Annotated in this window: 13 protein-coding genes; 2 read left to right on the plus strand and 11 right to left on the minus strand. The window is 28.9% G+C overall.

Annotated features, from left to right (window positions below; translation table 11 throughout):
* Positions 1-64 precede the first annotated feature (64 nt).
* The 8 genes from AYC61_RS15710 to yhfZ all read right to left on the minus strand — a co-directional run bounded on the left by AYC61_RS15710 (position 65) and on the right by yhfZ (position 8942).
* The gene (locus tag AYC61_RS15710) at positions 65-1537 is read right to left on the minus strand and encodes a M20/M25/M40 family metallo-hydrolase (protein WP_066504580.1); all 1473 of its coding nucleotides are present in this window, start codon (positions 1535-1537) and stop codon (positions 65-67) included.
* A gap of 71 nt (positions 1538-1608) precedes the next feature.
* Positions 1609-2706: a serine hydrolase domain-containing protein gene (locus AYC61_RS15715; RefSeq protein WP_066504582.1), complete on the minus strand. Its 1098-nt coding sequence runs from the start codon at positions 2704-2706 to the stop codon at positions 1609-1611.
* A gap of 179 nt (positions 2707-2885) precedes the next feature.
* On the minus strand, positions 2886-3890 hold the full coding sequence (locus AYC61_RS15720; protein WP_066504590.1) for a hypothetical protein: 1005 nt from the start codon (positions 3888-3890) through the stop codon (positions 2886-2888).
* Between the two features lie 101 nt (positions 3891-3991).
* Positions 3992-4882, minus strand: a complete 891-nt coding sequence (locus AYC61_RS15725) for a helix-turn-helix transcriptional regulator (protein ID WP_066504593.1) — start codon at positions 4880-4882, stop codon at positions 3992-3994.
* 308 nt (positions 4883-5190) lie between these two features.
* Positions 5191-6402 (minus strand): phosphopentomutase, encoded by a 1212-nt coding sequence (locus tag AYC61_RS15730; RefSeq protein WP_242866816.1) that lies wholly within the window; start codon positions 6400-6402, stop codon positions 5191-5193.
* 1 nt (position 6403) lies between these two features.
* Positions 6404-7558, minus strand: coding sequence for a YhfX family PLP-dependent enzyme (locus AYC61_RS15735; RefSeq protein WP_066504596.1), 1155 nt, complete (start codon positions 7556-7558; stop codon positions 6404-6406).
* A 63-nt stretch (positions 7559-7621) separates the two neighbouring features.
* On the minus strand, positions 7622-7966 hold the full coding sequence (locus tag AYC61_RS15740) for a PRD domain-containing protein (protein WP_066504599.1): 345 nt from the start codon (positions 7964-7966) through the stop codon (positions 7622-7624).
* 55 nt (positions 7967-8021) lie between these two features.
* The gene (gene yhfZ, locus AYC61_RS15745; RefSeq protein ID WP_066504603.1) at positions 8022-8942 is read right to left on the minus strand and encodes a GntR family transcriptional regulator YhfZ; all 921 of its coding nucleotides are present in this window, start codon (positions 8940-8942) and stop codon (positions 8022-8024) included.
* Positions 8943-9481: 539 nt separating this feature from the next.
* Here yhfZ and AYC61_RS15750 point away from each other — a divergent pair.
* Both AYC61_RS15750 and AYC61_RS15755 read left to right on the plus strand, forming a co-directional pair.
* Positions 9482-9838 carry a DUF2620 domain-containing protein gene (locus tag AYC61_RS15750; protein ID WP_066504607.1) on the plus strand — a complete coding sequence of 119 codons (357 nt, stop codon included), beginning with the start codon at positions 9482-9484 and terminating at the stop codon, positions 9836-9838.
* A 103-nt stretch (positions 9839-9941) separates the two neighbouring features.
* Complete coding sequence (locus AYC61_RS15755; protein WP_066504618.1) at positions 9942-11222, plus strand: YhfT family protein; 1281 nt, start codon at positions 9942-9944, stop codon at positions 11220-11222.
* Between the two features lie 236 nt (positions 11223-11458).
* Here AYC61_RS15755 and AYC61_RS15760 read toward each other — a convergent pair whose 3' ends face one another.
* The 3 genes from AYC61_RS15760 to AYC61_RS15770 all read right to left on the minus strand — a co-directional run bounded on the left by AYC61_RS15760 (position 11459) and on the right by AYC61_RS15770 (position 14349).
* Positions 11459-11944, minus strand: a complete 486-nt coding sequence (locus tag AYC61_RS15760) for a hypothetical protein (RefSeq protein WP_066504622.1) — start codon at positions 11942-11944, stop codon at positions 11459-11461.
* 17 nt (positions 11945-11961) lie between these two features.
* Positions 11962-12333, minus strand: coding sequence for a hypothetical protein (locus tag AYC61_RS15765; protein ID WP_066504632.1), 372 nt, complete (start codon positions 12331-12333; stop codon positions 11962-11964).
* Between the two features lie 330 nt (positions 12334-12663).
* Positions 12664-14349: an ABC transporter transmembrane domain-containing protein gene (locus AYC61_RS15770; RefSeq protein WP_066504635.1), complete on the minus strand. Its 1686-nt coding sequence runs from the start codon at positions 14347-14349 to the stop codon at positions 12664-12666.
* Positions 14350-14454: the final 105 nt, after the last annotated feature.

A 14454-nucleotide genomic window follows, 5' to 3' on the forward strand; every position in this document is an offset into this window, starting at 1 on the left:
TGTCCCCTATGTTTTTTAAAGTCCGAAAAATGTTTTTGAGGGACACATAGTCCCTCTACTTCTATCAATATGCATTTTTATCTAAATAGTATAATAATGGCTTGATAATTAATTTTATCTTTGTCTTATTCACAAGCTTTATTGTATCTTTAGGACTGTGATAACCACTTTTTTCATCTGGTTGAATCAAGGTAATTGCTTCAACTCCCTTTTCCTCGAAATGTGTATGGTCGCTTCTATTGGTTCTTCCATTATAGCTATCGATACCAAATTGTTGTACATACTTATATATTTCATCTTTTAATTTATTTTCTTCCAGCATAGCATCCATTACAAAAAGAGGCTTCCTAGTTGAACCAACCATATCCATATTAATTAGAACTGTATTGTCCAGTGGAAAAACAGGATTCTCTGTATAATATTTTGAACCTTTCAAAAGTTCCTCCTCACCATTAAAGGCAATAAACACAATTGATTTTTTAGGCTTCACTTCGTTTTCCATTAATATCCTAGCTATTTCCATCATCGCAGCTGTTCCTGAAGCATTATCAAGTGCTCCCGGGTTATATGTCCCATCCTTATTGTCACCTACATGATCAAAGTGACCGCTAATTATAATATACTCATTTTTAAGTTTTTCATCTGTACCTGGAATTACCCCAATTATATTAGGAACTACAACCTCTTCAACTGAATAATCAACACTTATGTGGATTAAAGCTCCATTTTCTGCTTCTCTTTTTATTTCATTGAAGTAGGGAGTATTACAACCCACTTGAATTAGCCCCTTTGTTTTGTCAGATCTATCAATATGATCAGCAATTTTAGATACAGGAAAATATTTTTGTATATGACTAGGTTTTCTTAAATCTATTTCAGCAACTATTCCTTTTACCCCACTCTCTTGTGACATAATCCAATTAAAAGCTGAATAATCTTGTGTTTTTTCTAAATCAGAGTTTAATTCTGTTATTATGTTATCAGGTATTAATAATATTTTCCCTCTTAGTTCTTCATTACCTATTGCATACTGCTTAACATCATCCATAATAAGACATGGTGCAGTAACTTCTCCTTTAATAACATTTATTCCACCTATTCCAGGTGAAAATTGTGTTATATAATTATACTCCTTAAGCTTATCTCCATCCTCATTAACTAACTCTAAGATAGGAGCACTGTTAGTAAACAAAACTTTTTGATTATAATACTGCTTATAATCTTCTAATCCTTCAGGATTTTCCAATCCTATTTCTTTAAAATAATCTATTATATATTTTGCTGCCAGTCTATTACCTTCTGTTCCTGGTAATCTTCCTAGATATTTTTCTGATGATAGTTCTTCAATGATTGACATTATGTTGTTAGCATCAATACTCTCTTCATTTAAGTTTGTAAATAAACTTTCTTTTACTTCCTGTTCAATCTGCTGTTGTTCTACAGACTTAAAAACATTTTGGCTACAACCTGTGAATATAGTACATAACATTAATATAGCCAATGTTACGCTCAAAATCCTATTTCTTTTTAGAAGCATATTAATTCCTCCTTCATTACAATCTTGCTAAACAATTCTATTATAAACCTTTATTTTTCTTTCCTTGTCTTCTATTCATTTTTTTCATCTATCTTAATATCATATAAAATATTGTAAATATCATTGTGCATATTAGTTGGTATTCTTCCACTATTACTTAAGATTACAACACAAATCTTATCCTCCAATGTTCTTACTATATAAGCTTTTCTCATGCCTATAGTAGGAGCACCACTATGATAGGTATGTGTCTTATTTTCACCATTAATTTGATTCTTTTCTATCGCCCAACCGCAAGCATAATTATCCCTAAAAGGTTCAAACATTATTTTTCTATATTCCTTTGAAAGTAATTTGTCATTGTATAATGCTAAATCCCAAAGGTGTAAATCTTCAACTGTAGAATATATCCCTCCTGCTGAATATAAATTTTCCATGTGTACAAAGGGAAAATTGATAAAGTCAATATTCTTTTCGGTATATCCTGTATTATTCATTCCTAAAGGTTTACAGATATTTTCCTCTAAAGCTTCACTATATGTCTTACCTGTAATCTCTTCTATTATTAATCCTAATAAATAAAAATTTGTATTTGAATAACTATATTTTGTACCTGGTTCAAATGTTATTGAATATTTACATTTAGATAACATATTTAGTATTTCCTCGCTAGTAAAAGCTTTTGACGCAAGTTTAGAAAAAATCATTCTGTAATAATCCGAAAGCCCTGATGTATTTGTCAATAAGTTATAAACAGTTATTTTCCCTAAGTCTCTATTGAAATCTCCTTCTGGAATATATTCTAAAATATCTGTAACCTTGTCTTCTAAATTTAATTTTCCCTTCTCGACAAGCTGGAGAGTTAGCATAGCTGTAAATTGTTTAGTACATGAATATAACAAAAACTTAGTATCTGGTTTATTTTTTATTTTTAAGTCTTTTTGCTCTACTGTTCCAAATCCCTTCTTATATACAACTTCACCATCTTTAGAAACTAGTACTGCCCCAGTAAATTGACCTTTATCATGATAGGTACTTACTACCTCATCAATCTTATTATAATATTCCAAGTTAGCGCTAGTATTTTGGGTTGAACATCCAGTGATAGTAATAAATAATAGTGTTATTATCATAAAGATTGGTACAATTCTATTTAATAAATTCCTCATAGTAAAATCTCCTCTCTAAATTTCCAATTATTCTTAATCTTTGCTGTCAAATCCTCCAATTGCACTTCAACACTAAACTACGAATAATAATTTTTCTGAAAAACAATGTGATTAATTGAAAACTTTACATTTACATTATAAAAAAAGCGAAGTGCCAAATATGGTCACTCCACTTTAATCTAAACAAATTTTTTTACATCATATATATCAATATATCTATTATTCAATAATTCTCTTAGAAAACATTTTAATTCACTAATTGCTTTTTCTTCTATTTCTTTAGCTTCTTCTAAATTCTCTATCAGTTTAGGCATATGTTTTCTATCTATTTTTGTGTTCCTATAAATTATTTCTGGTATTATCTTTCTAATTTGTTTATAAACTTTGTTTAATTCCCTATAATAGAAATTTGCATTTTCTATCTCTGGAAATTCTTTTTTTACCTCTATTAGATATTGGCAGATTTCCTCTATTGCGACAATCTTATAATTTATGATTTTACAAGCTCCCCTATCATGAAAGTCGTCATTTTTCAGAGCTTCTATAAGAAATTCATGAGCTTTTCTTCCTGCACCAAATTCTTTTCTTGTTTTCTCTGGTGTATATACTAGCTCCCAGTAGTCTATAGCACTTTCTAAGGATTCAATGTATATATCCCTAATATCCTTATTTATTTTATTACCTATTATTTGAATCATCCAGAAGGAGGCTTCTGCTTTTCCAATATTATTATATAGTAAAATCTGTTCATCTTCATTAAATCTATCTTTATAGAAAAAGGCTTCATCTTCATCATCATACCCATATATCACGCCAAAATCTGTAATACCAGGAGCCCACACCAACGCAGCAATTCCTTTATTTATCGATTCTTTAGTTCTTTCTATGGCTTTTTTTTGATATAACGGAAAGGTAGGATTGAATTTCATTCCTTGATATATCTCTGAATATATGCCTAATCTATCAACAGCTTCCCAACTCGTAGCAGCTAAGGTATACATCTCTGTCGAAGGAGGAATAAGTCTTTCATGAGCTACATATACAAATGCCATTGCGGTCATACCTGATAGCATATACTTAGGTCCATCAAATAAACCTCTATTAGTTAATATAGTATACAAACAATCTGTAAAAGGTCTTGATTCTTTTCTCATATCTATATCTTCTAAGATTTTCATTGACAAATTTCTTCACCTCTTAGCTAACTGAAAATTATTGAAACGTTTCTAGACTTCTTCTCATTCCCATTATATAGAAAATAGCATGACATATAATGTCACACCTATTACAAATCCAATTTATCTAAAACTTGTGAACATCTTTGAGCAAGCTTTCTTTTCAACCATTTTGGTGAGTATATCTTCTCCCAATAATCAATATTAATTAAATACTTAATTAAACAATGTACATCATAAAACTCAACATCATAAATAAATTCATCAACAAGCTTAAAATTTAAACCTGTTAAATCTAAAGAATCAGGTACTTTAGTAAATTTAATTCTAGCAACATATGGGTCTTTCTCAATAAAGCTACTGTATTCTCTATCCTCAAATTTTGTACTTACTTCAAAGCCTTGATTTAACATTTTTAAATCCATTATTCTATCAACTCTTAAAACAGTAATTTTTTCAGCATCTTCACTATAACAAGCTATGTAGTCTGCTCTATATCTATGAAATAATTTATATGGGTGAATTATTGATTCTATATTTCCTTTATAAGAATCTCTATATGTTATATAGAGCTTATTTTTCGTCTTTATTGCATTAGAAATATAATAAAAGTTCTTTGCGATATGTTTTTCTAAATCAAATACTGGTATACTGTCATCTTTAACTTCTTTTTCTGTTAGCTTCTTAAACAATTCAGTAACTTGTGTAACCTTTGGAGTTTGTGTATAGTTTTCATAACTATATGCTAAAAAACTCAACAACTTCATTTGTTCATCATTTATGTATATATTAGGTAGGGTAAAGGTTTCATCCTCATAATAATATCCCCTTTCTTTTGCATCATAACTCAAAGGGGCTCCTAAAGAATCCTTTAAATAATCTATATCTCTCTGGGCTTGTCTTATTGATATTTCAAATTTTTCAGCTAAGTTTTTTCTGTTTGGAAATTTTTTTGCTTTTATATGTTTATCAAACCACATTATTCGATGTATATTACTCATTAGTTCACTTCCTAATTGAATGGTATATACTACTATATTATCATTTTCTGAATATTTAATCAATGCAGGTAAGTATTAGAAAGTAATTGTTTGTATTTTTTCATCTTTATTTAAACCAGATCCAATATCATTATTATATCACTTGAATCTTCTGTGTGAAATTCTAGAACATATTACAAATTTTAAATTTCGCACATACCTACTAATATATAAAATATGTGAACAACTATAATACTAATAAAATCAAAAGTTCTTATGTTCATCTAAATATAAAGAGAATAAACATAAGAACCTTTTCATTATATATTCTAATGGATTTTATTTAGAAAGCTTTCTCCATTTTTCATTTTTTCTGCTCCAAAATAATCTGAAACTGTAGCAGCTACGTCAGATAAGGTTTCCCTTACACCAATTTTGCTACCACGCAAATTTTTATTGTAGACTAAAATAGGTACTCTTTCTCTAGTATGTTTACTATGACCAATGGTAGGGTCATTACCATGATCTGCCATGATTAATAGAATATCATTTTCATCTAATTCTTTAATTAGATATGTTAAATAGTCGTCCACTATCTTTAGTTTTTTTGCATATTTCTCAACATTTTCTTCGTGACCAGATAAATCTGTTTCCTGTATATTGGTGCATATAAATCCACCATTGCTCTTTTGTATTTCGTTTAAGGTAATCATCATTGCTTCTTTAGTATCTACAACTGGTATGCTCTCTCCATATTGATTTTCAACAATATCAGCAACCTTACCTATTAAGGTAGTTTTTACTCCATTTTTATTTAAGTTATAAGGCAATTGCTCTTTATAATCAACTTTATAGCCTAGATGAATACAGTGATATCTATCTCTATATACACCTGATTTTGGAGCATTTACTCCAATATATTTATCACCTTTTATTTCAATTGCATCTAAGATATCTTGTTTAGTTACACCATGACCTCCAAAGACAATTACACGTGATACATCTACTAATGATCTAGCAATTCTACCAACCTTTACTACCTCCTCAAAAGAAATAAAATCTAAGGCAGCTGTGACATTATAAGCTTGACCTAAATCAGTTTCTATATTATCTGCTATAGTTAATGCATTATTTACCATCAGTAGCTTTCTATCTTCTTTAAATATTTCCTCAACCTTGTATCCTTTGTTTTCTAGTTCCTTTTTTATATTATCAATTCTATTTGATATAGGCTCCATCACAGGCATCAAAGGCTTGCTTCCTAAAATTTCTTGGTGTCCCCAAAAAGTATCTGCCCCAAAATGCTTAAGGTTTGCACTACCAAATGTAGCTATCTGAGACTTTTTCATAACGTTGGTTTCCTTATTTATAACATTCATTAATCCTAATCTTTCAAGATTTACAAGCTTAAGATCCTTTTTACTCTCTAAAATATGAAGTAAAGTATTTGCACCATAATCCTGAGGTCTTACCTTTAGCACATCATCCATCCATCCTACGCCAAAACCATCTAGTATTAAAACAACAAATTTTTTCATCATCTTAATATTCTTTTATTAACTCTCCTAAAGAATTGTAGATGGATGAAATTATTGGTTTTCCTTGGCTTAATCCTTCAACTATAGCTACCTTACTTCTAGTTACAAATATTTGAGTTCTAAAGACCATAATTACAGTGTCTCCTACCTGACATTCTTCACTTATTGCAATATGGTAATCAATGCTCTCTGGTGTTGGCGCAATAGCCTTAACCTTTTTGCTTGAATCCATAGTTTTGCCTACTAAGGCATCTTCTAAATGTCCTCTTCTGTAGTATCCTCCTCCAAAGCAATAAGCTTGTCCTTGGAAATTATGTGAGATTTCACTTACATAAACCATTGAAGGAATCTCTACTCCATTAACATCGGGAGTTGTTCCAGTTAAAGCATGACCTGGCTCCCCCTGCGTACCACCTAGTTCATTTATTAAATCTAAAGTTTGGATGCATGTAACTGAAGGCATATTTAATTCTGATATATTTATATTATTGTTTTTAAACTCTTCCTGTATTTCCTTTAGAGAACCAACATTCCTTGTTGCTTTAACCTTCTTTTCCTTTTCATCATAGAGGAAGCATGGAAAAGTAGTTAACCCTACTAATTCAACATGATCTAGACTCTTAAGTTCTTCAACAATCTTCTTTATGTCGTCCTTATAGAAACCACCAGCTTGCCCTGGATATATGACATGATTACTATTAAGAACTCTAATCATTATTTTTTGCTTTATATTTAATTCTTTGGCTGCTGCATTTACTTCTCTAAGCTTTTCTATAGAATATACTGTAATAAAGTCTACACCATAGCTTACTATCTTTTTAACAAGTCTTGAAGGAATTTGAACTAGATGTCCTACGTTACAAATAGGAATGTTATTTTTCATCATAACTTGTGCTTCTTCAAAATCTACTACTACTGCACCTTTATATCCAAGTTCCATAAGCTTCTTTGCCACATATGGATTTCTTCCAATTTGTTTGGTCATAAAAAATAGATCTATTCCTAATTTATCTGCCTTTTCTTTTATAGCTCTTGCATTTTTCAAGATATTATCAAGATCTAATAAATAAGTGTTTGGTTCTATCTTTCCCTCTGTATGAAAACTAAAAGCTGTTTCAATTAATTCTCTATTTCTTGTTATTGTGCTTTCTAAAAACACACAATCACTTCCTTTGCTATTTATTTATCAATTATCAAAATACATAATTTTGTATATTGGATTTTATAATAATAAATTGCATAAATGGATAACAATAAATATTTTCTCTTCTTTTGTAAATTCTACTTTGCAAATATCTTCTATTTCACTTGCAAGTTCATCTGCCTTTAAGTAGTTACTATCTCCAATCACTTGCGATTCAATAGATTCATCTACTTCTACAATAGGTTCGTTGTCGTTTACTCTAACTAAAGCCATAGCTAAATGGGTTAAAAACATCTCACCCTTCTCCTTTGATATAGCTCTTGTAAATTTATCATCAATAAATACTAATACTTCATTTAGTTTATTAAATATATCTTCTGTTATAACCTTATTATCCAACAATGCTTTCAATCTTTTTTTCATGTTTATTCGGCCTCCATTATACATTATTCTGTATATTGACTTGTAATACTAGTTTCTAATAGTTAGGAACTAGTTTATTTGACAATACTTTTTTCTGAATATCTAAAACATTTTCAATATCGATTAACCTTTTAACCAAGTTGATAATTGTTTCATTAGCTTTATTGGCTATAATTACGGCTTCTGTATCTAAAGTATTCGTTTTTAGTTCCTTTAGCGGTATTCTTTTAAGTTCTTTACCTTCATATATAGTTTCATCTTCACTCCATATAGTTGCATCTATTTCGTTATTTAATAGATGCTCTATAAGATAGTTATATTGCACCTTTATAAACTGTACATTCTTATCATTAAAATATTCATTTGTTAAAGATACTTGATCATAGGATGATTCATCTACTCCTACTCTCATGCCTGAAAAATATCCCTTATAATTTTTTCTTACAATAAGAGCATGGCCTTTTACATAAGTATACTCACCAAATGCTGCTACTATATCTACATTTTCGTTATTACTCATATAGTAATTCGCTGTTAATTTAGATGTTAATGCTAAATCATATCTTCCCTCTTTGAGGAATTTTAATCTATTATCTGATCCTCTCATAAATGCAAGACTAAATGATATATTCTTGCTATTTATAACGTTATATAATCCAGTTGCAATTCCTTCATACCTTTTGGTATAAGGTAATGGCATAACACATACTATATTATCTATTCCAGAAAACTTTAACAACTCATTGTAATCAATAAATCTAATAAAAGTCCCAAGATGACCTCTAGGTTCTAAAATAATAGCATTATTATCTACTAAAGTCTTTAAAGCTGTCTGTATAGTACCCCTAGCCATAGCATATTTCTCTGCCATTGATGCTACAGTATCGATACGATCTCCAACTTCTTTATCTAGAAAATCTTTTGCTAAAGTCATTACCATAATACCTTGTTTTTGTATTAACCCTTCTTTTTTCACTATAATTCCACCTTAATATACAATATCTTGTATATTGATTATATCATAATACTTTTATCAACACAACTATAATTGCTATAAATAATTAGAATCTTTCTATTTTATAGAATAAATTATAAAATATTGTATTTTTTAAAACAAGGGAATTAGAACAAAAATAATTGCTTATTTACTTCGAAATCGGACAAACTACTTTATAATATACGAAATATATCCTTAGCTTCGTATAAAATCATTCATCACAATAGCTAATATAGCTAAACGTTTATTTTACAACTTTTATTATTGAATTCAAAAGATTCTATAAAGTATAAATATATTCGTAACTGTAGTTTTATCTTTAGACCATAAATTTGCATTCAAATTTTGCCTAGAAATAATTTATTGCTTTTCTTAAATCTCCATGGTATAATACGAATATACAATTTCTTGTACAATCAAGTTCATTTACAAAACCTTGTAAACGAACACTACCACCTTTAATGAATCTTAGAGTTTCAGAATTTTGTATTTCAATTAAGACAAAAGGAGATTAGAAAATGATTAAAATTGCGATTGGCGGACAACTTAACAAAAGTGAAATTAAAGAATATATTGAAAAACATGCTGAAGGAAAAGCCACATGTGATATCTTTACGGATATTGATGCAGCTATGAAAGTTAAATCTGGCACTTATGACTTTTATGTTGGTGCATGTCAAAGTGGAGCTGGTGGTGCCCTAGGAATGGCTTATGGAATTTTAGGAAGAAATAAGTGCGTAACAATTGGTATGGCTGGTATCGCACCAAAGGAAGATAAAATCATAAATGGTCTTAAGAATGGTGCAAAAGCTTTTGGATTTACAAATGATCAAGTAGATTCTGCAATGAAGTTATTACTTAAACATTTAATATAGGTAATTATTGTTTGTATGAATGTACAAAATTCTGTACTTTATAAAAATGTAACCCTTTGAATTATTTAAATATTTTGAATTTAATTATTAGGAGGAATTATTTGTGAACAATATTGATTTTTTAAAAGTTTTAATTTTCGCTGCTATGGGTGGTTATGCAACTTTTCTTGCTAATAAATGTATTGCTGTTTATCATGATGGCTTAAGACCTATTATGCCAGAACTTATAAATGGTAACATGAGTAGAAAAGAAATATCTGGTATAGCTTTTGCTATTAGTATAGGTTTCATCACTGGCTTTGCTATGCCAATTACTATAGCTACAGGTATTATTGTTATTCACATCATATTATTAACTGCAGATATTATTGGTGTTTCTATTAAGAATACTTGGGTTGCAGTTATAGCTGGAACCATATACGGTGGTGCTGTCACAATTGTTTTAGATAGTATTATTGCTTTATTTGATAAATTACCAGTTAACTTCTTAGATGCTCTTGCCTCTGTTGGAGATCCAATTATATACGCTTTCGTAGCTTTCCCTGCTATAGCTGTTACCTACCAATTTGGTAAGAAAAAAGGAATTATCACTTTTATCATTTCTTTACTTGGAAGAATTGGAGTTGAGAGAATAAATCCTATTAATATTGCTAATAGTGAAGTTTCATTAAGTCCTGAAGGAATAGCTATGCTATGTGGTATGGTTTGCTTAATTATATTTGCATCAAAAGACAAAACTCGTGGGGACGATGTTTCGGATAACTTATTTGCAGATAACGTAGCTAGAATTAAAGGTAACATATGGTATCTCCTTCCTATGGGTGCAATCCTGTCTGTTGCTGCTTTCTATCAATGGGTAGCTGGTGAACCAATTGCCGATGCTTTATTAGCTAAGGGAGACATAACTTCTGCTGCTATAGTTGCGTTTATTCAAGCTACTGCATTCCTTCCATTAATAATTACTACAGCATTAGTAAGTGGTGTGTATGGTACTAATGGATGGTGTGATTGGCTTTTGGGTTTAGGTTATATAGCTCCTAATCCAATAATCGCTGGACTCCTTGGTGCCGGTGCCATGGGATTTGAAGTAACAAGCCTAGGTAAAATAAGCAAGTTCTTAAATAAGTTCCCTGCACTTAAACTTTCAGGAGATAATATTAGAACTGCAATGACTACAATATTAGAAATCGCATTACTTGTAGGTGGTATCAATGCTGGATTCCAAATATGGCAAGGTACTGGTATATTCATAGTAGTTGGACTATACATTCTTAATGATATATGTGGAAGACCAGTAATTAAGATGGCTGCTGCACCAATAGCTGCAATTCTAGTTGGTATTCTTGCAAATATTGCTGCACTATGTGGAATGCTTCCAGTATAGTATGGGCTCCATTGAAAAGAGCTGATTTTATTCAGCTCTTTTTATATTCTCTGTACCTTCAACCATAAAAAACTATATTTTTTTATATAATTATAATTAGTTTTGTATTGACATTTATATACAACTAACATAATTGCTATATAAATCCTCTTTCATATTTTTAAATGTCACTATGTTTTGGTAAATTTAATAAGTCCATTAATGTCAATCAAACAATTATTTGTCGGTATATTTAACTAATAACTGGTTAATTCGGCCATCTGTATTGCCCCTATAATAGAGCTAATAATAATTATAGCAACAATTATAATTATAATATTATTGTTCTTCTGTTCTTGTTCTCGTTGTATTCTTTGTTTTTCCTCAAATTCATCGCTTATTCTTGCATCTTTACTTTTTACCATATCTTCAACATTTCTTTCATTAATATAATCTAAAACAGTGATATTTCCAGACTGATTTACTAGCATAGGAGCAGAATATTTAATCAATAACTTTTCACCATGTTTAATATTAACTTCTATTTCAGTAATACCAATAACAGTATCATATGTATGGGATTTGTACATCTTTACTTTATACTTACCCTCTGATAATGGAATTTGAATGTTTGAACATCTTAATTTAGCAATGTTTTTCCCATTAATATCAATAAATACATCTCCCCCAAATATTTCAATCTCTTTTGGAGTGCGTTTCATGAACACTATACCTGTTTCCATATTTATAACTCACCCACCTAAATACTATCAGCCATTTCTTTTAATTCATCAATAGTAAATTCTTTACCTTCATGAAGTTTAGTTGTCTGCATATTTCCAACTTGTTCAATCTTCATATATATAACTGACATTTTTTTGCCACCAATTGCTTTAGCAAGTCCTAATGTAGAGAATGGAGTTCTTCCGAATCCAGTCACGTCAGGAACCGATGATGATATTATTGCTTCACACTTCGAACACTTAAATAAATATCTATTTACCCATCCCATTTTTTGGTCTATAGTCCACCGTGGCTCAGTTGTTCCACACATAGGACATTTATAAAAATTTTTATCAATAAATTTTTGAGGTATAGAACCGCTAAAACCATCATGTCTTTTAAAAGCCATTTGAATCCCCCCTGGATTTATATATTTATTTATAAAATACTATTCGTACCTTTATTAGGCAATAGAAATATTAATATTTCTATTGCCTAATATTATAAAAAACATACTATACTATTTCTATATTTATATTTAAAAACCTTTTATTTCTTGCGTTTTTACATTTATATAAAAGTTAAATCATAATATATATTGCAACAATCTATAAAAAACAGCTTACCTTCATCAAATCTTTCCTTTATTTTTATGCACCTAAATTTGAAATACTCATAATTATTAACTTACTCAAAAACCTTATCAAATTTGATGAAATACATATCTACTATAACTACATTAAACATTTTTACCATATTTTTTTTCTCTTCTTTTATTTCCATTACTAATATTACTTTCAATACTTGCAGTACCACCTTCTATTCTAATAATATTATCTACATATTCAAGAACTTGAGTTTGATGGGAACAAAATAACAGTATAGAATTGTTATGATACTCAAAAATTGAATCTAATAGTTTCATTTCTGTTTCTCCATCCAATGCAGATGTTACCTCGTCTAATACAACAAAATCATTGCTTTTATTAAATATTCTAGTTAACAATAATCTTTGATTTTGTCCACCAGAAAGATTTTTCCCATTAATACCAATCAAATCACTTCTCCTACTATATAATTCATTTAAAAATACCTTGTTTAATTTATAAGAAATGATATTTTTAACATTATCTATATTATTAAAAATGTTTATATTATCTTCAAGGCTTAAATTATATAAATGGCTATCTTGAAGTATAGAATAAGAAAAATTGCAAATATCTTTATACTCATTATAATTTACTAATTTATCATTAACATATACTTCGCCAGATGTAGGTTTATATATCCCCAGAAGTATATTAAGCAAAGTAGATTTACCACATCCTGTCTTGCCTACTAATGCATAACTCATATTTTTTTCTATTCTCAAAGAAATATTATTAAGAATTTTATTTTCACCAAATGAAAACGTAACATCCTTTAATTCAATAGAATTAATATAACTAAATGTCTTTGATTTAGTATTGGAGTTCAGATTATCATTTTGATCTTTAAATTCAAATATCCTTTTCAAGTTTTCTAAACATTTATTATAATCATTAACTGCATCAAAAAGATCTATTATAGGTGTATATAAGCTATTAAGATATAATATAAAGACCACTAAAATACCAAAGTTTAATAATCCAGTTGTAACAAAATAAAAACCAATCACTATTAGAAGAATATTAGCAAATGTTTTTATTAGCGAATAAATCTCTTTAGATAAATTTTTAATTTTTACTAATGAAAAAACACTATTAAAATATTTTAATTGAACTTTCTCATAGAAATTAAGTATATTTTTTTCTATTTTCCATAATTTAACATCCTTAACTCCACTGATTATATCATTAGTAGAGTCCATTAAATTATCATTTTCCTTTACTCTTTGTCTAAATATCTTAATTATTCTTTTATTAAAATATGAGAAGGATATAAGATATAAAACAAGCATACTAACAGATATCACGGCTAAAATTGTATCCATAGTAAAAAGAATTATTATTGAAGAAATTGTATATAAAAAACTACTTAAAGTTAACGGAAATATTTCATTTATCATTTGTGAAATAGCCTTTGTATCGTCGAGAATTCGATTTATAACTTCTCCTTTTTTGTATTTTTCAAATTTAACATAATCACCCTTATATATGTTTAGCAATGTTTCTGTTTGAATATCCTTAGTTATTTTATTAGATACTGAGGCCAATAAATACTTGCTGAAATATGAACAAACTCCAATTAACAAAGCAATACTTATTAATAATAACAACTTTGAAAATAATAAACTTCCTTGAATATCATCAGTTTCAAGGATATCTTTTATAATTAAGGGAATCGAAACTTCCAAAAAAACTGTGATGATTATCAATGGTAAAGTAATTATTAATTTAGTTTTTTCATGCCTTAGGTAAGGCATGATTCCAACATTTTTTTTCATATTCTTATTACTCCTTGTATAATAAAAAATTATCCCTGATTATTCATATAACTTTGAATAGTATGCTGTATAATTCTGAATTAGAAGATTTCAGTGAATTCGAAG

It is taken from the genome of Abyssisolibacter fermentans, from assembly GCF_001559865.1.
In the GTDB taxonomy this organism is placed as follows: Bacteria; Bacillota; Clostridia; order Tissierellales; family MCWD3; genus Abyssisolibacter; species Abyssisolibacter fermentans.